This is a genomic window from Amycolatopsis anabasis (assembly GCF_009765355.1).
Taxonomy (GTDB): Bacteria; Actinomycetota; Actinomycetes; order Mycobacteriales; family Pseudonocardiaceae; genus Amycolatopsis; species Amycolatopsis anabasis.
Genome location: NZ_VTHK01000009.1, coordinates 76,490 through 101,330, shown reverse-complemented (window position 1 = coordinate 101,330; position 24,841 = coordinate 76,490). Strand labels below are relative to the sequence as shown.

22 protein-coding genes are annotated in these 24,841 nt (G+C 71.3%); 13 read left to right on the top strand and 9 right to left on the bottom strand.

The window, feature by feature from the left end:
- Nucleotides 1-75: 75 nt before the first annotated feature.
- The gene (locus FXO23_RS14255; RefSeq protein ID WP_246257229.1) at nt 76-1,161 is read left to right on the top strand and encodes a hypothetical protein; all 1,086 of its coding nucleotides are present in this window, start codon (nt 76-78) and stop codon (nt 1,159-1,161) included.
- A 12-nt stretch (nt 1,162-1,173) separates the two neighbouring features.
- Here the strand turns inward: FXO23_RS14255 and FXO23_RS14250 are convergent, their stop codons facing one another.
- From FXO23_RS14250 to FXO23_RS14235, 4 genes are all read right to left on the bottom strand, one after another.
- Nucleotides 1,174-1,833, bottom strand: a complete 660-nt coding sequence (locus FXO23_RS14250; RefSeq protein WP_158884889.1) for a class I SAM-dependent methyltransferase — start codon at nt 1,831-1,833, stop codon at nt 1,174-1,176.
- A gap of 77 nt (nt 1,834-1,910) precedes the next feature.
- Nucleotides 1,911-3,344 carry an MDR family MFS transporter gene (locus FXO23_RS14245; RefSeq protein WP_158884887.1) on the bottom strand — a complete coding sequence of 478 codons (1,434 nt, stop codon included), beginning with the start codon at nt 3,342-3,344 and terminating at the stop codon, nt 1,911-1,913.
- Nucleotides 3,345-3,506: 162 nt separating this feature from the next.
- Entirely contained in the window at nt 3,507-4,106 is a 600-nt protein-coding gene (locus tag FXO23_RS14240) for a dihydrofolate reductase family protein (RefSeq protein WP_158884885.1), read from the bottom strand.
- Nucleotides 4,103-4,930 carry a metalloregulator ArsR/SmtB family transcription factor gene (locus FXO23_RS14235; protein ID WP_158884883.1) on the bottom strand — a complete coding sequence of 276 codons (828 nt, stop codon included), beginning with the start codon at nt 4,928-4,930 and terminating at the stop codon, nt 4,103-4,105. Before FXO23_RS14235 ends, FXO23_RS14240 begins: the two co-directional genes overlap by 4 nt.
- 93 nt (nt 4,931-5,023) lie before the next feature.
- Here FXO23_RS14235 and FXO23_RS14230 point away from each other — a divergent pair, with 93 nt between their 5' ends.
- From FXO23_RS14230 to FXO23_RS14210, 5 genes are all read left to right on the top strand, one after another.
- A complete protein-coding gene (locus FXO23_RS14230) occupies nt 5,024-5,251 on the top strand; it encodes a hypothetical protein (RefSeq protein ID WP_158884881.1) in 228 nt (75 codons plus the stop codon).
- A 116-nt stretch (nt 5,252-5,367) separates the two neighbouring features.
- Nucleotides 5,368-5,943 carry a dihydrofolate reductase family protein gene (locus FXO23_RS14225; protein ID WP_158884879.1) on the top strand — a complete coding sequence of 192 codons (576 nt, stop codon included), beginning with the start codon at nt 5,368-5,370 and terminating at the stop codon, nt 5,941-5,943.
- Between the two features lie 574 nt (nt 5,944-6,517).
- On the top strand, nt 6,518-7,372 hold the full coding sequence (locus tag FXO23_RS14220; RefSeq protein WP_158884877.1) for a geranyl diphosphate 2-C-methyltransferase: 855 nt from the start codon (nt 6,518-6,520) through the stop codon (nt 7,370-7,372).
- 20 nt (nt 7,373-7,392) lie between these two features.
- A complete protein-coding gene (locus FXO23_RS14215; RefSeq protein ID WP_246257227.1) occupies nt 7,393-8,706 on the top strand; it encodes a family 2 encapsulin nanocompartment cargo protein terpene cyclase in 1,314 nt (437 codons plus the stop codon).
- Between the two features lie 263 nt (nt 8,707-8,969).
- Nucleotides 8,970-9,503 carry a hypothetical protein gene (locus FXO23_RS14210; protein WP_158884875.1) on the top strand — a complete coding sequence of 178 codons (534 nt, stop codon included), beginning with the start codon at nt 8,970-8,972 and terminating at the stop codon, nt 9,501-9,503.
- On the opposite strand, the gene FXO23_RS14205 is transcribed toward FXO23_RS14210, so the two are convergent.
- Nucleotides 9,504-10,469 carry a helix-turn-helix domain-containing protein gene (locus tag FXO23_RS14205; RefSeq protein ID WP_246257225.1) on the bottom strand — a complete coding sequence of 322 codons (966 nt, stop codon included), beginning with the start codon at nt 10,467-10,469 and terminating at the stop codon, nt 9,504-9,506.
- Between the two features lie 151 nt (nt 10,470-10,620).
- Entirely contained in the window at nt 10,621-11,739 is a 1,119-nt protein-coding gene (locus FXO23_RS14200; protein WP_246257224.1) for an ROK family protein, read from the bottom strand.
- 65 nt (nt 11,740-11,804) lie between these two features.
- Here FXO23_RS14200 and FXO23_RS14195 point away from each other — a divergent pair, with 65 nt between their 5' ends.
- The 5 genes from FXO23_RS14195 (at nt 11,805) to FXO23_RS14175 (ending at nt 19,034) form a co-directional block, all read left to right on the top strand.
- Entirely contained in the window at nt 11,805-12,458 is a 654-nt protein-coding gene (locus FXO23_RS14195) for an HAD-IA family hydrolase (protein WP_158884873.1), read from the top strand.
- 55 nt (nt 12,459-12,513) lie between these two features.
- On the top strand, nt 12,514-13,389 hold the full coding sequence (locus FXO23_RS14190; RefSeq protein ID WP_158884871.1) for a LysR family transcriptional regulator: 876 nt from the start codon (nt 12,514-12,516) through the stop codon (nt 13,387-13,389).
- Nucleotides 13,390-13,462: 73 nt separating this feature from the next.
- Nucleotides 13,463-14,518 carry a tartrate dehydrogenase gene (locus FXO23_RS14185; RefSeq protein WP_158884869.1) on the top strand — a complete coding sequence of 352 codons (1,056 nt, stop codon included), beginning with the start codon at nt 13,463-13,465 and terminating at the stop codon, nt 14,516-14,518.
- A 78-nt stretch (nt 14,519-14,596) separates the two neighbouring features.
- Entirely contained in the window at nt 14,597-15,934 is a 1,338-nt protein-coding gene (gene dctA / locus FXO23_RS14180; RefSeq protein WP_158884867.1) for a C4-dicarboxylate transporter DctA, read from the top strand.
- Between the two features lie 10 nt (nt 15,935-15,944).
- A complete protein-coding gene (locus FXO23_RS14175; RefSeq protein WP_158884865.1) occupies nt 15,945-19,034 on the top strand; it encodes an ATP-binding protein in 3,090 nt (1,029 codons plus the stop codon).
- Here the strand turns inward: FXO23_RS14175 and FXO23_RS14170 are convergent.
- Nucleotides 19,031-20,440, bottom strand: a complete 1,410-nt coding sequence (locus FXO23_RS14170; protein ID WP_158884863.1) for an aminotransferase-like domain-containing protein — start codon at nt 20,438-20,440, stop codon at nt 19,031-19,033. The two genes, FXO23_RS14175 and FXO23_RS14170, sit on opposite strands and share 4 nt — an antisense overlap.
- Nucleotides 20,441-20,477: 37 nt before the next feature.
- On the opposite strand from FXO23_RS14170, the gene FXO23_RS14165 reads away from it, so the two are divergent.
- A complete protein-coding gene (locus FXO23_RS14165; protein ID WP_218952008.1) occupies nt 20,478-21,392 on the top strand; it encodes a DMT family transporter in 915 nt (304 codons plus the stop codon).
- On the opposite strand, the gene FXO23_RS14160 is transcribed toward FXO23_RS14165, so the two are convergent.
- Both FXO23_RS14160 and FXO23_RS14155 read right to left on the bottom strand, forming a co-directional pair.
- Nucleotides 21,364-22,212, bottom strand: coding sequence for a DUF7192 family protein (locus FXO23_RS14160; RefSeq protein ID WP_158884859.1), 849 nt, complete (start codon nt 22,210-22,212; stop codon nt 21,364-21,366). The genes FXO23_RS14165 and FXO23_RS14160 overlap by 29 nt on opposite strands.
- Nucleotides 22,213-22,215: 3 nt before the next feature.
- On the bottom strand, nt 22,216-23,913 hold the full coding sequence (locus FXO23_RS14155) for an AAA family ATPase (RefSeq protein ID WP_218952007.1): 1,698 nt from the start codon (nt 23,911-23,913) through the stop codon (nt 22,216-22,218).
- 631 nt (nt 23,914-24,544) lie between these two features.
- Between FXO23_RS14155 and FXO23_RS14150 the strand changes: the two genes are divergently transcribed.
- The gene (locus tag FXO23_RS14150) at nt 24,545-24,820 is read left to right on the top strand and encodes an erythromycin esterase family protein (protein WP_158884857.1); all 276 of its coding nucleotides are present in this window, start codon (nt 24,545-24,547) and stop codon (nt 24,818-24,820) included.
- Nucleotides 24,821-24,841 lie beyond the last annotated feature (21 nt).

Below are 24,841 nucleotides of genomic sequence, written 5' to 3'. Positions count from 1 at the left end.
GCTGCCGGGCAACCGGATCAACACCGCGAACGTCGTACCAGGGGGAAGACTTTCACCAACCGGAGGGTTGCGACGTTGAAGCGAACCGGGACGATCCTCGCCGTGGTGGCGGCCATGGCCGTCGGCACCGCGGGGCCCGCGACCGCGCGGGACACCTGGACCGGCGAGCCGTTCCCAACCCGGCCCGGCCTGGCCTCCTCCATCAGCACCGCGTCCAGCGGTGGCGGGGCGACCTGGGCGTTCGGCAGCCACACCCGGCCCAGCGCGCCGACGTCGATCACCGCGCAGGCGTTCCGGCGCGACGAATCCGGTGGCTGGGCGGAAACACCGGTGCCGAACATCGGTAACATCGTCGCCTCCGCGGTGACCGGCCCCGGCAACGCGTGGGCCGTCAGCTCGTTCGCCAAGGTCAGTGCCGGCGGCACCGTGCATTGGGACGGCAAGGCTTGGACCCAGGTACCGCTGGAGGTGCCCGGCGCCCCGCGGATCTCCCCCAGTGACGTCACCGCCATCGGCGCCGAGGTCTGGACCATCGGCAAGGCGTACCTGGACGGCAACGACCCCAAGCAGTTCAGCTTCGCCAAGCGCTGGAACGGGAACGGGTGGCAGGACATACCGCTCCCGCCCGCCGCCAACGACCTGTACTTCACCAGCGTCGACGGCGCCGCTCCGGACGACATCTGGCTGGCCGGCACGACCCAGCGGCCGTCGCGGATCGTCGCGATGCACTGGGACGGCACGCGATGGACGCAGACCCCGGTGCCCCCGGTGGACGTCCCCGCCACCGACTACCTCACCGTGCACGACGTCGCGGCCTACTCCCCGGCCGACGTGTGGATCTCGGCCACCCACGCGTCCTACGACAATCCGAACCAGCGCAGCCCCGTCCTGATGCACTGGGACGGGACGGCGTGGACCCGGCAACCGGCCCCGGTGCCCACCGGCGGCCTCGGCAAGCTCGTGCACGCCGAAGGCGCGCTGTGGAACCTCGGCACCGGGGCGCTGCTCCGCTACGACGGCACCTCGTGGCGGCCCGTCGACGGGCCGCCGGAAGGCCGCCTCGGCACCGGCACCGAACTCCCGGACGGCCGCCTGCTCGGCATCGGCTCGCACGGCGCCGCCGACCGGCCCCAGCCCTTCGCCGCCGTGCACGACCGCTGACGCCCGGGCGGGCTAGCTCCGTTCGATCGTCGCGAACCAGGCCGGTGCGCCGTCGTCGTGGAATGTCGTCTGAATCCGGTCCGGTTCGACGGCGGCGACGGCCCACCCGGTGCCGGGGCCGAACGCCGCTCGCAACTCTGCCTGGCTGACCGGGTGCGGGCCGGTATCGGGACCGTCGTCGCTGAAGCACAACACGTACAGGGTCGCACCGCGCTCGGTCACCGACGCCAGGCTCGCCAGGTATCCCGGTCGCTCGTCGCCGTCGAAGGTGTGGAACAGCCCGCAGTCCAGCACCGTGGCGAACCTGCGCCCCAACCGCTCCAGCCGGAACGCGTCGGCCGCGGCGAACTTCACCTCGATCCCGCGGCGGGCGGCTTTCTCCCGGGCGATCGCCAGTGCCGTCTCGGCCACGTCGACGCCCAGCACCGGCAATCCCAGCGAGGCCACGTGCAGGGCGTTCTCGCCGGTCCCGCAACCCGCGTCGAGCACCGCGCCGGCGAATCCGCCTTCGGACGCCAACCGCACGATCGACGGTTGCGGCCGGCCGATGTCCCAGGGCGCGGGGCCGTCGTGGTACGACGCGTCCCAAGGCCGCCCCGCCATCCGTTCGTGACTGGTCGGGCGCCGGCCACCGAACGGATCGTCGGCAGGGGTTCCCGATCGCTCCGGCATTTTCGCCCCTCCCCCGCGACTGGTCTGGCGGCCTCATCGTGACACGCCGAGCGCGTCGCCCTCCACCAGGCGCGGGGTCAGGCGTCGGCGGTCGCGACCCGGCGCGGCAGCGTCACCGCGACGGCGATCGTCACCACGGCGAGGGCGGCCGCGACGAGGAACGCCAGCTTCATCCCGCTCAGCTGCGCGGGCGCGGCGGCGACGCCGTCGGCGACCAGGTTGCCGGCGCGCGCGGACATCACGGTCACCACGAGCGCGGTCCCGAGCGCCGCGGCGAGCTGCTGCAAGGTCCCGAGCATCGAGCTGCCGTGCGAGTACAGGTGTGCCGGGAGCGCGCCCATGCCGAGCGTGAAGACCGGGGTGAACGTCGCCGCCAGGCTCACCATCAACAGCGCGTGCAGGCCCAGCACCTGCCAGTACGGCATCGTCATCGAGACCTGGGAGAGCCCGGCGAGGGCGAGCACCATGCCGATCGTGCCGGGCAGCACCAGCGGCCGGCTGCCGAACCGGTCGTACACCTTTCCGGCGGTCGGTCCCAGCAGGCCCATGGCCAGACCGCCCGGCATGAGCAGCAGGCCGGTCTCCAGCGGGCTGAGCCCGCGCAGGTTCTGCAGGTACAGCGGCAGCAGGATCATCGATCCGAGCATCGCCAGGAACCCGATGGACATGAGGGCCAGAGACAGCCCGTAGGTGCGGTGCTTGAGGGTGCGCAGGTCCATCAGCGGCGCGCCGGTGCGTTGCAGCTTGAGCTGGCGGAGCACGAAAACCGCGATCGTCGCGGCCCCGGCGACGACGATGCCGATGCCCAGCCCGGCGTGGCCGTCGCGTTCGCCGAACAGGCTCAGGCCGTACACCAGGCCGCCGAAGCCGAGCGCGGCCGCGGCCACGCTGAACCAGTCGATGGAACTCACCTCCGGCTCGCCGATGTCGCGCACCTTGCGCAGCCCGAAGAGGGTGACCAGGCCCGCGATCGGCAGGACGACCACGAACAGCAACCGCCAGGAGCCGAGCTGCAGCACCAGCCCGGAAACGGCGGGCCCGAGCGCGGGCGCCACCGAGATCGCGAGGGTGACGTTGCCCATCACCCGGCCCCGGTCGTGCTCGGGCACCACGGTCATCAACGTGGTCATCAGCAGGGGCATCATCACGGCGGTGCCCGAGGCCTGCACGATCCGCCCCAGCAGCAGCACGGCGAAGGACGGCGCGACGGCGGACAGCGCGGTGCCCACGAGGAACACGCCCATCGCGATCGCGTAGGCCCGGCGGGTGGTGACCCGCTGCAGGAACCAGCCGGTGATCGGAATCACGGCGGCCATGGTGAGCATGAACGCGGTGGACACCCACTGCGCGGCCTGCTCGGTGACGTGCAGCGAGTCCATCAACCGCGGAATGGCGTTGATCATCAACGTCTCGTTGAGGATCACCACGAAGGTGGCCAGCACCAGCAGCCGCACCACAATCGGTGTGCGGCCCGCCCGCACGGCCGGTTGTTCTGTGATCGCAGCTGACATGGCAGCACCTCGCTGGGTTTCGGGGGATTCGCCTCGCGGGCCGGGTGGCCGCACGCGTGACAAACTCATCGGGCGGCCCGAGTGTTCCCCATCGTTGCGACGATCTCACCCGAATTTCGGCCGGCTCACACCAGCGGTGTCCGGAAGGGACACCGCACTCCCTCAGCGTGCGCGGTCGTAGACCAGGGCCAGCTCGCCCAGTTCACCGGTCTCCTGGTGCGCGAGTGTCCACTTCGAAGCCGGCAGGCCGTCGTCGAACAACCGCTGCCCGCCCCCGGCGATCTCGGGGCAGATCATGAGATACAGCCGGTCGAGCAGATCCGCCGAAAGCAATGCCTTGATGACGCTCGCGCTGTTGTTGACGAGGATGTCGCCCGCGCCGGAGGCCTTGAGCCCGGCGACGACCTCCGCGGCCGGGGCGTTCACCACGCGGGTGCGCTCCCACGGCGCCTCGGTCAAGGTGGTCGAGAGGACCACCTTCTCCGCGTCGACCAGCCACTTCGCGTATCCGCGATCACGCGGATCGGCGTTCTCGTCGCCGGCTACCGACGGCCAGAACCCCAGGAATCCCTCGGCGTTGCGTCTGCCGAGCAGCGCCGTCGTCGCGGTCTCCCAGATGCGGGTGAGGTGCCTTCGCGCGACCTCGGTGGTCGCGTACCGGACGATCGCGCCGAGATCACCGGGCCCGCCGGGGCCGTGGTAGCGCCCGTCGAGGGTGAGGCTCATGTTCGCGGTGACCCTGCGGCCGGTCGAGTCGGTCATGACTGTCGTTCCTTTCCCTTGGTGGTGCGCCGGGCCGCGCCGACGGCGGCGGCGAGGTTGTCGAGCACCTGGCCCCAGCCGGTTTCGATCCCGGCGATGTGGGGGACGGCCTCGACGGTCGTTTCGGTGATGCGCAGGCCGAGCCGCAGCCGGGTGCCGCCCGGGGCCGCGGTGAGCGTCAGGTCGTAGTGGCCGCTGAACGAGACCGCCCCCGCCGCGTCCAGTACCGAAAGGTCGAACACGAGGCGCTCCGGTTCCTTCGCCGAGTGGACGATCCCCGCGGAGCGGTACCGCCCTTCGGCGTCGCGGTACTCGAGGACGGCGCGCCCGCCCGCCCGCGGCTCGAGAGCGCAGTCGGTGACCGTCATCGACGGCGGGGCCCACCAGGACGCCAGCAGGTCCGGGTCGACCCAGTGCCGCCAGACGACGTCCCGGGGCGCGGCCAGCACGCGCTCGAACGAGAAGCCCCGGCCGTCCGCCCACCGTTCCCGGTCCGCGACCGCGGATTCCGCTTCGATGGTCGCGCGGTACCGCGCGATGACCTCCCGCTCGCCCTGGTGCGCCTCGGTGGTCTCGACCAGTTCCCGCAGTCGGCGCGCGAGCGCCGCCAGCGGCGCCGCCTCGACCGCGTAGACGCGACGTTGCCCGAGCGGGAAGACGGTGACGAGACCGGCTCGGGCGAGGGTCTGGAGGTGCTTGGTGGTCTGCGGCTGCCGTAACCCGGTCAGCTCGGCCAGTTCACCGACGGACCGGGGCCGCTCGGCGAGGAGTTCCACGATGCGCCACCGCGCGGCGTCCCCGAGTGCTGAGGCGATCCGGTCCATGGCTCGAAGTATTCACTCAACAGAATATTCTTGTCAAGGAATACCTTGAAGTCGAGACTGCCCGGACACCGGCCGCGGGGCTACCGTGCACCCATGCCCAGCGACACCACGCCACCGGAAGGCGACTACACCGAGTCCGGAGTGCCGAACTTCGACTACGTCCGCGACCGGATCGAGAACCGGTTCGCGACCGCGCTCGGCTCGACCGAGCTGGCCGGCGAGACGCCGGAGGCGAAGGCGTTCGACGACGAACTCGCCGAACGCGACAAGTCGGCCCGCGACAAGCTGGAGGAGATCCGCCGCTCCCTGCGCGACGAGTGACCGGCGGGCGCGGGCAAGATCGGCGCGACGGAAATTCCCGGCGCGGCTTGTCGCATTCGGCAGCTCCCGTTCGACGCACTGACGACAGCACGTCCGAACAACCAAGGAGCAACCACATGCGCACCCTGATCGCCACCGCGTTCGTCTCGCTCGACGGCGTCGTCGAGGCGCCTGGCGGAGAGCCGGGCTACCGCAACTCCGGCTGGACCGTCAAGGACATCCAGTTCGACGAGGCCGCCTACGAGATCAAGACCCGCGAGCAGGACGAGGCCGCGGCCATGCTGCTGGGCCGCGTCAGCTACCAGGCGTTCTCGCCGGTGTGGCCGGACATGACCGCGGAGTTCCCCGGCTACAACGCGATGCCGAAGTACGTCGTGTCGACCACGCTGCGGGAGCAGGACCTGGTGACCAACTGGGGCGAGATCAACATTCTCCGTTCCCTGGACGACGTCGCCGCGCTCAAGGAGACCGCGGGCGGGACGATCATCGTCCACGGCAGCGCCACCCTGAACCGCAACCTGTCCGATGCCCGCCTGATCGACCGCTACCACCTGCTGGTCTTCCCGGTCCTGCTCGGCGCGGGCAAGCGGCTGTTCAGCGACACCGACAAGGACAAGCAGAACCTCAAGCTCGTCGAGAGCCAGCCCTACGCCAACGGGATCCAGAAGCTGGTCTACGACGTCGTCCGGTGACCGACGTTCCGCGCGGTAATTCGTACGCCATCCGTGCCGGGGCGGATCTCGCCCGCCCCGGTCACCCGGACCGCCAACGCCCTACCCCACCGACGTCGCACGGGCGGGTCATCGACGCACGAATCACCGCATCGGCCCAGTCATTGCCCCTATCCCCCGGCGCCCAATCCCGGCACTTAAAGATCAATTCGCGGCGACGGCCGAGTCCCATTTCTTAACGGCCAGCGACGCGCAGTCAGCAAACCGCTCGGCGGGTTTCACCGTATTGGCCCAGCGCCCCGCCGTGTCGGTGTAATGACGCGGATTGCGGGGGCGGGCGCCGGTGGGTGTTCGGTTGCCGTTGTCACCTTTCGAGTTGTCCTCGCGTCGATGGGTGTTCAGAGCGGGGCACAGCGCGCATAGTGGCTAAGGCACAAGCAATCCACCGACTACGGAAGCCCCTCGCCCGCCGGGAGGTAGCGGTACCGATGACCGTTTCCAGGTGCTAACTTCTTTTTGTTTCGGTCGCCGAAATAGAAACCCGTGTCGTGCCACGAACAACACTTGAAGGGACTCATCTGTGACATCTGCGTCCATGACACGTTCCAATCCGGGCAATGTCCTGCGCAGTGACTACCAAAAAGCTGTGGCGTCCTATTGGAACAAGGAGAAGAACCCGGTCAACCTCCGGTTGGGCGATGTCGACGGTCTTTACCACCACCACTACGGGATCGGCGAGGTCGACTGGTCCGTACTGGAAAGCGCCGAGGACACCCGGGACGAGCGGATCATCGCCGAACTGCACCGGTTGGAAACCGTGCAGGCCGAGGTGCTGCTCGATCACCTCGGCGACGTCGGGCCCGGGGACCGTTTGCTGGACGCCGGGTGCGGACGCGGCGGCAGCAGCATAATGGCGCACCAGCGTTTCGGGTGCCGGGTGGACGGGATATCGATTTCGGAGCAGCAGGTGGAGTTCGCCAACCAGCAGGCGAAACTGCGCGGGGTGGACAATGCGGTGCGCTACCACTTCCGCAACATGCTCGACACCGGTTTCGAGACCGGCAGCATGCGGGGGATCTGGAACAACGAGAGCACCATGTACGTGGATCTGTTCGAACTGTTCGCCGAGCACTCGCGGCAATTGGTGTTCGGGGGCCGGTACGTGTGCATCACCGGCTGCTACAACGACGTGACCGGTGGCCGGTCCAAGGCGGTCAGCCAGATCGACCAGCATTACACCTGCAACATTCATCCCCGCAGCGCGTACTTCAAGGCGATGATGGCGGCCAATCTCGTCCCGATCGCCGTCGTCGACCTGACCGCTCAAACGATCCCGTACTGGGAACTGCGCGCCAAATCCTCGGTGACCACCGGGATCGAGGAAACGTTCCTCACGGCCTACCGCGAAGGCAGCTTCCACTACCTGCTCATCGCCGCCGACCGCATCTGACCGACACAGGGGGCGCAGCAATGACGGACACCCATCCCGCACCTCCCCACGCCCGGCCGCTGCCTGGCGGGTTGCCCACGCCGACCGGCCTGGGCACCTCGGCCGCCCGGCTCGTGACGGAAGCACCGGCGCCGCAAGACGTTCCGGCCGAACAAGCACCGGCCGTCGCCGACGCGCCCGGACAAGAGGAGACGGCGGCACCCCCGCCCGTTCCGGATCCGCCGGACGGGTTCCCCGCTCTTCCGGGCTGGCCGTCGGGTCTGGGAACTTCGGCCGCTCGGCTGGCCGCCCAGCTGGCTCAGCCGCCGGCCGAGGCGCCGGCCGTGCCGGAACCCGGCTACGCGGACCGGGCGTGGGGGGACGGGACGGCGACACCGCTGTACTGCCCCGTGACCGAGCGCGTCGACGACGTCCTCGCGGACGAGGTCGACGAGCGGCTGGTCGCCTGGGCGGCCGAATGCGGCTTCCCCGACGAGGAACTCGACCAGATCCGCAAAACGCGGTTCGGGCGGCTGGTCACGCTGGCGCATCCCGACTGCGCCGATCCGGACCGGTTGCTGGTCGCGGCGAAGCTGAACGCGGCGTGGTGGGCCGCGGACGACCTGTACGCGGACGACACCGCGCTGGGCGCCACGCCGACGGAACTGCCCGAGCGGCTGACCCTGGCGATGGCGGCCATGGACCCGGTCCCGCCCGCCGGGGAGTTCACCCGCGAACTCGACAAGACGCTCGCGGGCGACCGCGTGCTCGTCGCCCTGGGGTCGGCCGTCGAGCACTTGACGCGCTACGCCACTCCCGCCCAGGTTCAGCGGGTCTGCTACTCCACGTTCGCGATGTTCGTGAGCTGGACCGCCTACGCGGCTTGGAAGCACACCGAACAGAGCCCACCCGCGTGGAAGTACCTCGCGGCCCGGCAGCACGACAGCTTCTACACCTCCATGACGGTCATCGACGTCCTGGGCGGCTACGAACTGCCCGCGAACCTCTATTACGAGCCGCGGGCCCGCCGCGCCGCCTTCTGGGCCGGGACCGCCTCGGTGCTCGTCAACGACCTGCATTCGGTGACCAAGGACCTGGCGGACGAGAATCCGCCCTGCAACATGGTCCTGCAGATCGCCGCCGACCGGGACTGCTCCATCGACGAGGCCACCGAAGCGACCGTCGAACTGCACAACAACGTGGTCCGCGACTTCCAGGCCCTGCACCGCGAACTCCAAGCCGTGCCGTCCCCGGAACTGCACCGGTTCCTGCGGGGGCTGCAGTCGTGGATGGGTGGCGGCTTCGAATGGCACGCCACCAACCCCCGCTACCGGACCCAGCCCGCCACCACGTAGCCCGTTCACAAGTTGTGAACCTCCCCCGGTGAATCTTCCCGCGCACCGGGGTCCGGCGGTTGCCGCACCCGTGAACGATCGCCGGGCGGCTCCGGCCCCCGCTTCCGGAGGTTGTCCGGGAAAGCCTTGCGGCGCAAGGTAGTCGCAGTCGGGCATACCCGCCCGGCGACCGGCACGAACCGTGCCGGTCTCGCTGCGACAAGGAGTGGTCCCGTGGGCCGCACATCCACTCGACGGGTCGCGCGTTCCGCCCTCGTGACGGGATGACCCGGGGAATGGTCCGGATCTGCCGGAAATCGAGCAGGGTCCTCGCGGCGGTGTGCGCATTGCTGTTCGCCGCGACGCACGCCTGCGCCGGCGGTGCGGTGGTTCCGCCGTCACCGGCGGATTCCGCCGCCGTGCGTGCCGCGAACGGTTTCGCGGGGTCCTATTTCCGGCAGATCCACCACATCGAGCCGAAACGGGTCTCGATCGCCGATCGGGGGTCTCCGGTTTACCCGCTCAGCGCGGATCTCGTTCGCGGTGCGGCCGGTGTGCCCGCGGGGGCGCCGCAGCTCATCGCCGTGACCGCCATCGCGGACGGCGGCGAGCGCGCGCCCCTGCGGGCGACACCGCCTCGCGCTGTGCCGGGCCGGGAGATCGGCTTGGAGCAGCAGCGGGTGAAGCCACCGGTGGACGGGGACCGGCCCGAGGGGGCGCGGCCCGAGGTCGTGATCGGTCTGGTGGCCGCCGTCGTGGCCGGGCTGGCGGTGATCGGCCGGGAGATCGTGCGGCGCAGGCGCGGAATCCCGGACTAGCTAGTCCCAGATGAGATCGATACCGGCCACCCCGGGGCCCAGGTTCTCGAAGTAGGCGCTGACGACGCCGCCGTGGCCGCACAGCAGGGATTCGCTGACGATCGGGTCGAGCCCTTCGCGTTCGCGCACCACCCTGGTGCAGCGGACGGGCAGCGCCGCCGGATCGCAGCGCATGCGCAGGAGGTAGGCCGACATCCTGCCTCGAATGGTCCGGTGGAAACTGGTGGACCGGAGCGATTTGGCCAGCGTCACCCGGAACGTGAACACGTGGGTGTCCCCTTCGTCCAGCCTCCGGTCGAACAACGCCTCGAACACCATCCCGGCGGACGACGGGTGCCGCCGCACCCTGCCCAGCCGGCACCCGTCGACGGCGAACGCCTGGGGGACTTCGGCTTCCGTGCCGGGCTCCGCCTGATGCGTGACCACGAAGCCGTCCGGTCCGGGGCGGCGGGCGCGGACCACCATCGTCGAGGTGAGCTCGCCGATCCCGCCCTCCGCGGTCAAGCGCAGGGCGTCGATCACGGTCGCCAGGTCCAGATCCGAATTGCAGGGAACCCCGGACACCCCGGTGAACTCGTCCAGCAGCGTGCAGGTCTCCGCCCAGCTCTGGCTCAGCTCCGAGATCGCGGGCCGATGCTCGCTGACCTCCGGGGCGCGCCGCCGCGGGCCGAGCAGGACGACCAGGCTGTCGTCCGGAAGTCGCAGCACCTGTTCCAGCGCGCGGACCACGGCGAGCGAACGGGGCACGGACGGATGCCGCAGCCCTCGCTGCCAGTAACTCAGGGTCGACTCCGCGATCGCGATGTCCCGCGCGGCCAGGTGCGCGCGCAGGCGGGACAGCGACAGCCCCCGGTGTTCGATGGCTTCGGCGAGCGCGCGGTGGAACGGCCCGTACCGCAGGGCGTTCCCGAGCGCCTGGGGCAGGGCGGTGCTACGGGGCTCCGGGACACCCGATACCTGAGACACCTCGCACCCCCGGGGCACGTTCCGTATCGTGCGTGATATATCGCGGGCAAGCGTTGGAATGTAACAAGGCGGGAACTCGCCTTCCGAAATGGGGAACTCGGTGTGCTGAAACGGGGGTCTCGCACGTCCGAAACGGGGGACTCGCGATTCCTCACCGATCCGGTGTCGCGGTGAGCCCGGGGTTGGCCAGCAAGGGAGCGAAGGCCCGGTCCAACGCCCCCACGAGCACCGGGTGGGCCAGCTCGCCGGCGGTGAGGTCCGTGCGGTCGCTCCTCGCCACGATCGATCGCTCGTCGAGGACGGATCGCAGCAGCCCCGGCCGCGCGGCCGCCAGCCGGCCGAGGAGTCCACTGAGGACGATCCGCTCCGGGGCGAGGATGTTGGTGAGCGCGGCCAGCCCGGCGCCGAGGAACTCGACCGCGTGCCGGACCACGGCCGCGTCCTCCGCCAGCACCCGTGCCACCGCCGCCTCCTGGGCCTCCCCCGGATCGGCACCGGCTTCCCGGAGCATCGCCGCGCCGTCCGCGTACAACTCCAGGCACCCGCGCGCGCCGCACGGGCAGCGCGGTCCGGCCGAATCCACGGTGATGTGCCCGGCCTGCACCCCGAAGGAGTTCTTGCCGAAGACCACGCCCGCGTTGACCAGCGAGCCACCGATCCCCCGGTGTTCGCAGCAGAGCAGGAGCATGGTGGTCGTCCCCCGGCCGGCGCCGCGGTGGTACTCGGCGAGCCCGGCGAGCGTGCCGTCGTCACCGAACCGCAGCGGTGCGGTGATCCGCTCGCCCAACCGGGCGCCGAACGGCTCCTCGTTCCAGCCGAGGTGCAGGGCCGAGCGGACGTGACCGTCGGCTTCCCGCAGCGCCCCCGGCACCATCACGCACACCCCGGCGCACGGTCCGATGCCGTCGACCAGTTCGGCCACCTGCCGCGCCACCGCCGCGGGCTCGAGATCCGGGACCGGATGCGTGGCGATCCGCAGCGCGGTCAGGCCGAGCCCCGCCGTCGCCACCCGCAGGTAGCCGGGCCGCAGTTCGACCGCGACGGCGACCGGGCCGCGCGGATCCGGCTCGATCAGCGGTGAGGGACGGCCCCGACCGGCGGCGGGACCGGCCGGAGCGGTGCGGATCAGGCCGAGCCCCACCAGCTCGTCGACGGCTACCCCGATGGCGCTGCGCGCCAGCCCGAGGCTTTCGGTGGCCTGCGCGCGGGTCATCGCCCCCCGCATGTGGAGGAGGGTCAGCAGTTTGCCGGCGGCGAGCGGTTCGGGCACCGGGCTCCTTTCCTCGACGGCCGTTTCCGGCTATTTTATTCACCTGGAGAACTTAAAGGAGGACCATGGCTGGCTTCGAGTTTCGCGTCCGCGCCGTACTGTTCGACCTCGACGGCACCCTGGTCAACTCCGACGCGGTCGTCGAGCGCGTCTGGCGCGTCTGGGCCGCCCGGGTGGGGATCGATCCCGCGAGCTTCCTCGACCGGGTGCACGGCCGACCGGGCCAGGAGGTGATGGCCGAGGTGCTGCCGGACCGCCCCGCGGAGGTCAACCTCGCGGAGAACGCCGAACTGCTGACCCTGGAGACCGCGTACGCCGACGAGGTGGTCGCCCTCCCGGGCGCCGGTGAACTGCTCGCCTCTCTCGCCGACTGGCCGTGGGCCGTGGTCACGGCGTGCACCGAACCCGCGGCGCGGGCGCGGCTGGCCGCCGCCGGCCTGCCGACGCCCGAGGTGCTGGTCACCGCCGATCAGCTCAGCGCCGGGAAACCCGAGCCCGAGGGGTACCTGACCGCCGCCACCCGGCTCGGCATCGCGCCGAACCAATGCCTCGTGGTGGAGGACGCGCCGGCCGGGGTGCGGGCGGGACTCGCGGCCGGGATGCCGGTGCTCGCCGTGGGAACCCGCGATCTCCGCGCGGTCGAACCCACCGCGCGCGTCCCCGGCCTGGCCGACCTCGAGGTGCTGGAGGACGGCGTGCAGGTGCGCGTCCTCGGCTGAGAACCCGGTACGCCCCACCGGCGGGACTGGTGGGCGGCTGCCGAGAATTGGGCTCATGGACATCCGGCAGCTTGAGTACTTCCTGGCCATTGTGGACCACGGCGGGTTCGGCCGGGCGGCTTCGGTGCTGTACGTGTCGCAGCCGTCGTTGTCCCAGTCGATGCGGGCGCTCGAACGCGACCTGGGCGGTGACCTGTTCCACCGGATCGGGCGGCGGGCGGTGCTCACCGAGGCGGGGAAGGCGCTGATCGATCCGGCTCGCGCGGCCGTGCGCAGCCTGCAGACGGCGCGTGCCCGGGTGGCCGCCGTGCACGAACTGCGCGAGGGGCGACTGGACATCGCGGCGATGCCTTCGCAGGCGGTGGAGCCGCTGACCACGATGATCCGCGGCTTCAGCGACCGGTATCCCGGCGTGTCGGTGACCATCCGGGCCGCGTTCACCCCGCGCGATGTCGTCGACCTGGTCCGCACGGGTACCGCCGAACTTGGGCTGCTGGCCACCCCGGACCCGTTGCCGGACAAGGAAGTGACCGCGCACCCGGTCGGGGAGCAGCGATTCGTGCTGGTGACTCCGGGCGACGGCCCGTTTCCCGCCGGGCGGCCCGTCGCCCGCGAAGACCTGGCGGGGCACCGGCTGATCGTCGGCCAGCGGGGCACCGGTATGCGCGCCTACGTCGACGGGCTGCGGGAGTCGGGCATCGCGTTCACCGTGGCGACCGAGACCGAGCACCGGACGACGATTCTGCCGCTGGTGCTGGCGGGCGTCGGGTTCGCCGTGCTGACCGAGTCCTGGCGCACGTTCGCCGAGAATGCCGGAGCCCGGGTGCTGGACATCGAACCGAAGAGCACGCTCCGGATCGCCTTGGTCAGTCGCCGCGCCGAACTGTCCCCCGCCGCCCACGCCTTCCTGGCCGAGGCCGAAAAGCACTGATAAGCACCGCCTATAAGGCACATCGCATCTGCGTCTTGGACGGCCCGGCCGCGCGGTTGCTGCAATCGACCGCATGACGAGTTACCGGATCGCCCTGATCCCCGGAGACGGGATCGGCGCCGAAGTACTGCCCCCGGCCCAGCAGGTCCTCGACGCCGTCGGCCACCGGCACGGCTTCGGCTTCCACTACACCTCCTACGACTGGTCGTGCCGGCGCTACGCACAGCAGGGCGCGATGATGCCCGCGGACGGTCTGGACCAGCTCCGGGAGTCCGACGCCATCCTCCTCGGCGCCGTCGGGTACCCCGGGGTTCCCGACCACGTCTCCTTGTGGGGACTGCTGATCCCCATCCGGCGCGGCTTCCGCCAGTACGTGAACCTCCGGCCGATCCGCGTGTTCGACGGGGTGGACAGCCCGCTGCGGACGGCCGCGGCGGGTGAGGTGGATTTCGTCGTGGTGCGGGAAAACGTCGAGGGCGAGTACAGCGAGATCGGCGGGCGCCTCAACCGGGGCCATCCCGACGAGCTGGCCGTGCAGGAGTCCGTGTTCACCCGCGCCGGCGTCACCCGGGTGCTGGACTACGCCTTCGCCCTCGCCGCCACCCGCCGCGGCCACCTCACCTCGGCGACCAAGTCGAACGGCATCGTGCACACCCTGCCGTTCTGGGACCAGCTGGTCGCCGAACGCGGCGCCGCGCACCCGCGGGTCACCTGGGACCAGGAGCACATCGACGCGCTGGCCGCGAAGTTCGTGCTCGACCCCGCCCGGTTCGACGTGGTGGTCGCCTCCAACCTCTTCGGCGACATCCTGTCCGATCTGGCCGCCGCGGTGGCCGGTTCGATCGGGATCGCGCCGTCGGCGAACCTCAACCCGGAGCGGGAATTCCCGTCCATGTTCGAACCGGTGCACGGCTCGGCGCCGGACATCGCCGGCCGCGGCATCGCCAACCCGCTGGGGGCGATCTGGTCGGCGGCGATGCTGCTCGACCACCTCGGCCACCGCGAAGCCGCCGACGAGGTCACCGGCGCGATCGCCACCGTCCTGGCCAAGACCGACGTGCGCACTCCCGATCTGGGCGGCACCGCCACCACCGCCGAGTTCACCGGCGCGTTGCTCGAACTGCTCTGAGGCATCCAGCGGACCACCACCGAGCCGGGCGTCGGAGTCCCCTCCGGGCCGGGTCCCCCTTCTCAACGAGGAGAAACCATGGCCCTCTCCCCGGCCAAAACCGCCAAGCCCTGGTACCAGCAGCTGTACTTCTGGGTGCTCACCGCGATCGCGGCGGGCATCCTCACCGGCTGGCTCTGGCCCTCCGCCGGGATCGCGCTCGAACCCGTCGGCACGACCTTCGTCAACGCCATCAAGATGCTCATCACGCCGATCGTCTTCCTGACGATCGTCGCCGGCATCGGCGGCGTCGACAGCCTCCGCCGCGTCGGCCGGGTGGGCCTGAAATCCCTCGCCTACTTCCAGGCCGGCACCCTGGTCGCGCTCCTCGTCGGGCTGATCGCCGTCAACGTCTTCCAGCCCGGCGCCGGGGTGCACGCGCATCCCGGCTCGCTGCAGCTTTCGGGCAGCGCGGCCCAGTACGTCCAGTCCGGCGAGAACCAGAGCTGGTGGCACTTCCTCACCGACATCGTGCCCACCAGCGCGATCGGCGCCTTCGCCGACGGCAACGTCTTGCAGGTCATCTTCATCGCGGTGCTGTTCGGCATCGCGCTCAAGGCCGTCGGCCCCGCCGGCCGGCCCGTCGTCGAAGGCGTCAACCGGCTGACCGCCATCGTGTTCACGATCCTGCGCTACCTCATGCTGGCCGCCCCGGTCGGCGCCTTCGGCGCGATGGCCTACACCATCGGCAAGTACGGCGTCGCCACGCTCACCAGCCTGGGCCACCTCATCGCGCTGTTCTACGGCACCTCCCTGTTCTTCGTGGTCGTGGTCCTCGGCGGGATCACCGCCCTGGTCCGGGTCAACATCTTCCGGCTGCTGCGGTACCTGCGCGAGGAATTCCTGATCGTGCTGGGCACTTCCTCCTCGGAAAGCGTGCTGCCGCGGCTGATGGCCAAACTCGAGGGACTCGGCATCCGGCGCGAAATCGTCGGGCTCACCGTGCCCACCGGCTACTCCTTCAACCTCGACGGCAGCTCGATCTACCTCTCCCTCGCCGCCGTCTACATCGCGCAGGCCACCGACACCCCGCTCACGATCGGCGGGCAGATCGGCCTGCTGGCCGTGATGCTCTTGACCTCCAAGGGTTCCGGTGGCGTCACCGGCGCCGGATTCATCGCCCTGGCCGCCACGCTCTCCACGGTCGGCACCGTCCCGGCCGCCGGCATCATGCTGATCTTCGGCATCGACAAGTTCATGTCCGAATGCCGGGCGCTGACCAACCTCGCCGGCAACAGCGTCGCCTGCCTCGTCGTCGCCCGCTGGGAACGCGTCCTCGACGCCGCCCACGTCAACCGGGTCCTCCGCACCAGAGCCCCCGCCCAGCCCCCGAGCGACGGCACTGGAACCACACCCGCGTTGGAGCGCGCTGGCTAGTCTGATCTCGATGACTGTCGAGCTGACCCTGCTGTCGCGGGTGTGCTGCCGCGGCTCGGAGATCACCGGCTCCCGGCTGCGTGGCCTGCTCGCGCTGCTCGCCGGTGACCTGCGCGCGGGGTGCGGCACGGGCCGGTTGGTGGCGGGGTTGTGGCCGGACGGTCAGCCCGAGCACCCCGCCAAGGCGCTGCAGATCGTGGTGTCCCGGGCCAGGGCGCGGCTGGGTTCCGACCTCATCGTGAGCACACCCGCCGGCTACCGCCTGTCGCTGGGCGAGGATCAGGTGGATGCCTCGGCGGTGCTGCTCCGCGCGTCCGCGAGTGAGCGGGCCGCCCGGGACGGGAACCACGCGGCGGCGCTCGAGCACGCCGAAGCGGGACTCGCGCTGTGCGCGGGCGCCGACGAATGGGACACCGGCCGGGACGACCCGGTGTCGGTGCTGCGCGCGGCGCGGGCGGCGACGTACCGGTCGCTGGTGCGCGCCCGCGCGCTGGCGCTGTCCCGGCTGGGCCGCCCCGCCGAGGCGGCCGGGCCGCTGGGCGAGCTGGCCCGGACCGGCCCCCGGGACGAGGAGGTCCTGGCGGAGCTGCTGCGCTGCGAGGCGGTGACCGAGGGCCCGGCCGCGGCGCTGGCCCGGTACGACGCCTACCGCCGCGCGCTGCGCGAGGAGCTGGGCACCGGCCCCGGTCCCGCGCTGCGGGGCGTGCACCAGGAGTTGCTGGTGCACGACACGCCCGTGGTCCGGCGCGGTGTCCGGCACGAACCCAACCCGCTGCTCGGCCGGGACGACGACCTCGCGGCGGTGGCCGCCTTGCTGCCCGTCTCCCGGGTCACGTCCATCGTCGGCGTCGGCGGCCTGGGCAAGACCCGTCTCGCGCACGCCGTCAGCCGCCGGGCCGAGCAGCGGGTGGTGCATTTCGTCGGGCTCGCCGGGGTCACCGCCGACGCGGACGTGGCCACCGAGGTCGCTTCCGCCCTCGGCGTCGGGGAGGCGGTCGGCGGCCTGGCCGCCCCGGCGAACGTGTTCACCGGCATCGTGGACGCCCTCGGCCCCGGGCCCGCGCTGCTGGTGCTGGACAACTGCGAGCACGTGGTGCGCGGCGCCGCCGAACTGGTGCACGCCCTGGTGTCGCTGAGCGAGGAGCTGCGCGTGCTGACCACCGGCCGCGCTCCGCTCGGCCTGTCCTCGGAATCGGTGTACCCGCTGCCCGAACTGGACCCGCCGACGATGGCCGAGCTGTTCGGCCGGCGAGCGCGGGCGGCGCGGCCCGATGTCGCCCTGCCCGCGGAGACCGTGTCGGAGCTGTGCGGGCATCTGGACGGGCTGCCGCTGGCCGCGGAACTGGCCGCGGCGCGCGTGCGGGTGATGTCGGTCCCCGAGATCGCCCGCCGCCTGGACGACCGGTTCGGCCTGCTGCGGGGCAGCGCGCGGGACGCGCCGCGGCGGCACCGCACGCTGCACGCGGTGATCGACTGGAGCTGGCACCTGCTGGAGCCCGCCGGGCAGGCGGCGATGCGCGCGTTGTCGATCTTCCCCGGCGGCTTCACCGCCGACGCCGCGCGCTCCCTGCTCGGCGAGGACGCCGATCTGGAGCAACTGGTCGACCAGTCGCTGCTGAAGGTGGCGGACACCGGGTCCGGCGTCCGTTTCCGGATGCTGGAGACCGTCCGGGAGTTCAGCGCGGCGCGCCGGGAGGAGGCCGGTGAGACCGAGCGCGTCCTCGACGGTTTCCTCGGCTGGGCCCGCGAATTCGGGATGCTGCACCACCAATCGCTGCTCGCCGCCGACGTCGTCGCCGCCGTGGACGAGATCCGGTCCGAACAGGACAACCTGGTGCAGGCGCTGCGCTACGGGCTGGACCGGGAGGACGGCGCGACCGTCGCGGCGATGGCGGCGCTGCTGGGCGGCCTGTGGCTCACCGAATCGAACTTCACCCGGCTGATCGCGCTGGCCAAGGACACCGCCTGGGTGCTGTCGCATTTCCGGCCGGAGCCCGCCCAGGTCGAAGCCACCAGGGCGGCGGCGGTGCTGTGCGCGCTGAGCGGGTCCCTCGCCCAGGACGATCGCCCGCTGCGCACCCTGGTCACCCTCCGCCGGTTGCCGGAGGCCGAACCGGACACCCTGATCCGGGCCACCCAGATCGCGTTGTGCGCCCCGGAGGTCCCGGCGCTGCTCAAGTTCTGCGACAGCGACCGGCCGCTGCTCGCCGGTATGGCCAACTACGTGGCCAGCTACGCCTGGGCGAACGCGCACGAGCCGGACCGCGCGCTGCGGGCGGCCGAGCGGATGCTCGCCTGCTTCGAACGCGACGGCATTCCGTTGATCAAGGCCATCGCTCACGGCCGGGCGGCGGAGCTGTACCTGGAATGGGAACCAGGAGAGGCGGCGTACCGGCAGCTGCACGCCGCGTTGGCGATCGCCGAGAAACTCCGGTGGCGGTCGGTCGTGGGCCGGACGCGGTGGGCGTTGGTACTGGCCAATCTGCAGCGCGGCGCGTTCGACGAGGCGGAGCGAGACCTGGAGCAGGCCGTGGGGAGCGGTGTCGACGAAGCGAACGGCATGGTGCTGTTCGATGTCTGCGCCCGCGCCGAGATCCTGATCGGCCGGGGTCAGGTCGAGGCCGGCCTGCGGCTGTGGCGGCAGGCCGCCGACCGGCTGCGCGGCGATGCGTCCCCCGCCGCGGGGAACTGGGCCTGGCAGGTCCAGGCCGTCGCGGTGGTCGCCCATGCCCACCACGGCCGGCTCGACCTGGTCGCGGAGATCACCGGCGGACTGCCGGACGCACTGTCCACAATGGTCACCACGGTGTCCGTTGTGGACTTCCGGGTCTGCGGCTCGCTGCTGCTGGCCGTGGCCCTGGTGGAGCTGGAGCGGGGGAACACCCACTCGGGCGTGCGGATGATCGCGCTGGCGGAGCGGTTCGGGCCGCTGAGCGGGTTCCACCCGACGATGTCCCCCGAGCGGGCCAGGCGCGCCGCCGAACGGGCCGATCGGCCGGCCTACGCCGACGCGGTGTCGGCGTACGCCGGACTCGGCCCCGAGGGCCTGCGGGCCGCGGCGCTGGCGGCGCTGCGGGCGCGCGCGACCGGGGGAACCTAGTCGTCCCGGGCGAGCGCCTGGCCGATCACGCGGGCCCCGTCGGGGAAGGCGCCGGGGTTCGGGCCGGCGTAGTTGAGCCGGAGGTGGGGGCCGGTGGGTTCGGCGGGGAACCACTCGTCGCCGGGGGCGACGATGACTCCGGCGGTTTCGCAGTCCCGGACGAGCCGTGCCAGATCGGTGGTGTCCGGCAGCCGCACCCAGAGGTTCAGCCCGCCCCGGGGCACGGCTTCCAGATGCGCGGTGGGGGCGTGCTCCCGGAGCGCGCCGGTGAGGAGGTCCCGGCGGGCGGCCAGCTGGGGGCGGAGGGCGCGCAGGTGGGTGCGCCAGGCGGGTTGGGTGACGACGTCGAGCGCCACGGCCTGCAGCGTGCCGCTGACGTACATGGATACGGCTTGGGCGTCGGCGAGGATGCGTTCGCGGGCGGGGCCGCGGGCGATGATCCCGGCGACGCGCACGGCCGGGGACACGCTCTTGGTGAGCGAACGCAGGTACACGACGTGCCCGCTGTCGTCGCGCGCGGCGAGGGGGACCGGATCGGCGGTGATCCCGAGGTCGTGCGCCCAGTCGTCCTCGATCAGGAACGCGCCGTACCGGCGCACGGTGTCCAGCACCTGATCGGCCAGGGCGGGCGACCACTGCGCGCCGGTGGGGTTGGCGAAGTTCGGCTGGGCGTAGAGGGCGCGTGCCCCGGTGCGCTCGAACGCGCGGGCCAGCTCGTCCGGATCCGGTCCGCGGCTGCCGCTGGGCACGGGCACGACCTGAACGCCCGCCTGCGCGGCGGCGAGGAGCGCACCCCAGTAGGTGGGTGACTCCACCAGCAGCGGCCGGCCCGCACCGACCAGTGCGCGGAAGGCGGTGCTGAGCCCGCTCTGGCTTCCCGGGAGGACGACCACGTCGCTCGGCGCCGGCGGCGCGACCGCGGACCGGGCGTCGGCGCCGAGTTCGGCCGCGAACCACGCCTGCAGTTCCGGCAGGCCCGCGGCCGGGGGCCTGCTGACGGCCGCCTCGCCGCGGGCGGCGCGGGTGAACGCGGCCCGCACCAGACGCTCGGGCAGCAACTCCCGGTCCGGGTAGCCCGAGTGCAACGCGACCACGTCGTTCGGCGCGGTGCGCAACGCGGTGGACAGTCGCGGGATGCGGTTCTCCGGCGACCCGAGCGCGGCGGTCTGCCAGCCGTAGTCGTTCGGCCGGGCAACGCGGATCGCGCGCACGAAGGTGCCCACCCCGGGACGGCTCTCCACCATCCCCTGCGCGGTCAACGTCCGCAACGCCTTCTGCACGGTGACCGGACTCGCCCGGTATCGCGCCACCAGCGCCCGCGTCGACGGCAGCTTCGCACCCGGTGGCGCCGCTTCGATCCACTCGCGGAGTTCGGCGACGATCTGCGAACTGCTACCGTCGGACATGGAACACAACAGTAGCGCTACCCTGGTGAAGCCGCGAGTGCTATCCCCGTCCCGAGCCGGTCTCGGGTGGGGCCTGCTCGGCGTCGCGGCGTTCTCGTTCACCGTCCCGTTCACCCGCGTAGCCGTCGAGAGCGGCGGGATGTCGCCGCTGTTCATCGGCTCCGCGCGGGCGGTCGTCGCCGCGCTGCTCGCGGCCGTGGCGCTGGCGAGCACCAGGCAACGCCTGCCGCGCGGCAGGCAGTGGGGTCGCGTGGCGATCGTCGCCGGTGGCGTGGTCGTGGGTTTCCCCGTGCTGACTTCCTTCGCCCTCACCACCGCACCGGCCAGCCACGGTGCCGTCGTGATCGCCCTGCTGCCCGCCGCGACCGCGGTGACGGCCGTGCTCCGCGGGCACGAACGGCCCCCGAGGTCGTTCTGGCTCATGGCCACCGCGGGCGCGATCGCCGCCGTCGTGTTCGCCGCGTTGCAGGGCGGCGGGCTCAGCGGGCTGCACTGGTCCGACCTGCTGCTGTTCGGCGCCGTGGTCGCGGCCGCGATCGGCTACGCCGAAGGCGGGCTCCTCGCCCGCGAACTCGGCGCCTGGCAGACCGTCTCCTGGGCGCTCGTGCTCGCCGCGCCGCTGATGATCGTCCTCACCGGCGTTTCGCTGGCCCAGCGACCCCCGAGCGGCACCCCGATCGAATGGGCCGCGTTCGCCTACCTGGCCGTGGTGAGCATGTTCCTCGGCTTCTTCGCCTGGTACCGCGGACTCGCGATCGGCCCGATGGTGCGGGTCAGCCAGATCCAGCTCGTCCAGCCCGTGCTGAGCATCTGCTGGGCGGCGCTGTTCCTGCACGAGCGGCTCACCTGGCCCACCGTCCTCGGCGGCATCGCGGTGATCGCCTGCGCCGGAATCGCCGTCCGCGCCCGGTTCGGGAGCGAGTTCAGTCCTGGATCAACCCGAGTTCGTTGAACATCTGCCGTCCCCAGGAAAGCGCGGTGGGCAGATCGTCCCACTGCCGATCCTCTTCGGTCAGGTAGGGGAACACGTACGGCTCGGTGATCTCGGCGGGCAGGTCGGTGGCTTCGCACGTGTACGGGGGATGCCCGTAGTTGTCCGCTTCCATCGCCGCGGCGACCGCTTCCGGCTGCGCGTTCCACACGCCGAACCACAGTCGCCGCAACATCGCCGGGTGCGCCGCCGCGAAGATCAGCCTGCCCACGTCGAAGGGTTCACCGGCCGCGATCACCCGGGTGACGCCGCAGTAGCGTTGCTCGGTGCCGGGCAGTTGGACTATCCCGGCGAACCCGGACCAGATTTCCACGCTGTGCCCGGCATCGATGATCGCGGCGCACAGCGTGGCCAGCGCCAGGCCGCGGTTGATGATCACCTTGTGTTCGATCCGGTGCGAGTACCCGGCCGGGACGAGGAACGTGATCACCTTGCCGCGCCGGGAAACCTGCCGGGGTACCGCGTCCACCATGCACTCCGGCACCCCGGCCAGATAGGCGCCGACGTCCACCTCGCTCCCGGTCACGTCCCAGGTCGGTTCCAGCAAGGTGACCGAATGGGACAGTCCGGCGCTTTCGCGCAACTCGCTGACCGTCACGTCGATCTCTTCCAAGGCCAGCGGCCAGCCGTCGATGGCCAGCTGGACCGCTTCTTCCCAGGAGGCGCCGTGCCAGTCGCCCAGGGTGCTCCGGCTTTCCCCGTAGTCGATGGACGGCGGAGCCGTCGCGGCATCCAGGAATTCGCGCCAGGACAGCAGGTGCGGCAGTTTGAGGGGGTGCACGGGTCAGTCCAGGCCGAGTGCCTTGCGGTGCGCGTCGGAGAGGCCGCGCACCACCCGCCACTGCACGATCTGGTCCACCGTGGCGCCCGCCTCCAGCAGTTTGGCGCCATCGATGCTGGCCCGCGGCGAGAAGATCACCGGTAGCTTCTTGTCTTCCGCCTGCTTGCGCAAATCCCGGACCTCGGCGAGGAGTTCCCGCACCGCGTCCGGGTGCGAAGGGGCGTGCCGCAGCGCGATCCGCTCCTCGAGGCCCTCGTCGATCGGCACGTCGATCACCACGAACCGGTCCAGTGTGGCGGAATCCAGCGTCTGCCGGCCGACGTACTGCCGGTCGCCGCCCGTGCCGTAGGTGTTTCCGGTGGCCACCAACCGGAAGTCCTCGTGCGCGTCCACCATGCGGTCCGCGAACGCGCAGGTGCCCAGCGCGAGCGCCTGGTTCAGCTCGGCGAGCAGCCCGGGGTGGCCGTTGTCCAACTCGTCCAGCAGCATCACGCCGCCGTGTTCGAACGCGCGGCGGAACGGGGTGTCGTGGTAGTTGCCGTGCGCGTCGTAGTAGCCGAACACCTTGCTCATCGGTGTGGTGGGCCCCAGGGACAGCGCCTGGAACTCCAAGCCCAGCGCCTTCGCCGCGTGCTTGGCCAGCATCGACTTCCCGGTGCCCGCGGGGCCGACCAGCAGCACGTGGCAGCGCGCGTGCAGGGCCACCAGCAACTCCGGCAGCACCGCGTGCGTGTCCGCGCCCAGTTCCACCTTCCCGCCCTGCGGGAGCACCACGGTGACCACGTTCGGCCCGTACTGCGCGAACGCTTTCTCCGCCTCTTCGCGCACCGCGTCGCGCACGGAGTTCAGCGCTTCTCCGGACACCGTGCTGACCAGGTCCGGAACGGCTTTGAGGGTCACCTCGCGGGCCGTGTCGATCACCGTGACCGTGGCTTTCTCGGTCAGCTCGTCGTACAGCGGTCGCGGATCCGGAGTCACCCTGGCCACCGCCTCGCGGGCGAGTTCCGGCAGCACCTCCCCCGCCGTCCGCGCCACGGCGTCGGCCAGGGAGCCGCGGACCTCTTCGGCGGCATCCCGCACCGCCTCCGGCGCCGCCGTCTCGACCGCCCTGCGCACCATCTCGATCATCGTGGCGGTCCCGGCGCGCACCAGCTCGTCGCGCAGCTGGGCGCGGTCCGGGGTGGCCCGGGCGACCGCGGCGCGGGCCAGCTCGGAGATCACCTCCTCGGATTGCCGTTCCAGGCTGCCGGCGACCGCGGCGCGCACCTCGCCGGTCGCCTGGCGCACCACATCCGCCAGCACGGCCCCCGCCCGGTCGCGCAGGAGGCCGGTCACTTCCGAGGTCGCGGTGGCGACCAGTTCCTCGCGCACCTCCGGTGTCGCGTCCCGCACCGCGCCCTTGGCCAGACCCGGCAGCAGTCCGTCCGCGGTGCGGTTGATCAGCTCGGGCAGGCGGGCCTCCAACCTCTCCCGGGCTTTCCCCTCGACCGCGGCCTGCGCCGCGGCCAGGTCCGGGGTGGCCTCGGCGACCGCGAGCTGGGCCAGGTTGGGCAGCATCGACTGGGCGTACTGGTTGATGGTCACCGGGAGCCGGGCGCGGACCTCGCGTTCCACCATCCAGAGCAGGTTGCTCTGCGTGAATACCGAATGCGCCACCGCCTCGGAGATCCGGGTGACCTCCGCCTTCGTACTAACCCGCACGCTTCCTCCGCAGTTCCGTGGTGTCCCGCCCAGTGTGGGTTCGCCGTGGAGCCCCCGGCGGAGATCGGCACCTTGCTGCCACAGCGAGGCTTTCTCAGCAGGGCTTCTCGAGAGCTGCTCGGAGACCCGATGCGGCGTGGGGAACCCCGTCTTCCCGCGCGCACCGAATCCCGCATCGAGGTTTCTCAGTTCGCCGAGTTCCACACTCAGGCAAGTGAACTACACACTCGGGCAAGCGAAATACACACTCGGGACCACCCCGCGACATCGGTCGGCTTCCGGCGCCCGCCGCGATCGGGAACCCGCCGGGTACCGCGCCCCACCTCCGGCAGCCCGAATGCGCCCTAAGGGGTCCCACACGGACAACTCGGCTGCCCGAGTGTGCAACTCGCTTGCCCGAACGTGTAACTGGCGTGCCTGAACGTGTAACTCGCGTGCCTGAACGTGTAACTCGCGTGCCTGAGTGTGCAATTCGCAACGGCGGGACGAGCACAGCGCGAAGCCGCACACCGGGAAAACCTCAGTGGACATCGCTCGTACCCGGTCGACTTCATGATCAACTTCAAGCGCGCCGCAGGATTTCCGCAAGACCGGGCGGTTACCTTTCTCCGATGCCGCAAGCGGTGATCGGTTGGCTCAGGCAGAACGCGGCCCCGGGCAAACCGTCGCCATGCCGCGCCCCTCGGCCGACTGGTTCGAGCAATCCCTCGGCGAGGTCGCCCTCGACCAGTTCTCCCTGGATCTGCGCGGCACCGCCCCGCCCCCGGTGCGGCGCTGGCTGGCGGCTCCCCTCAAGACCCGCGGCCTGCCGCACCGCCCCGGCTCGTACCTGGCGGGCGGCCGCCTGGCGCAGTGGTTCGACGTGCTCGTCCACCGCCAGGAACTGACCCCATTTCACCATCATTAGTTCGTGTCAGCGGGAGCAATC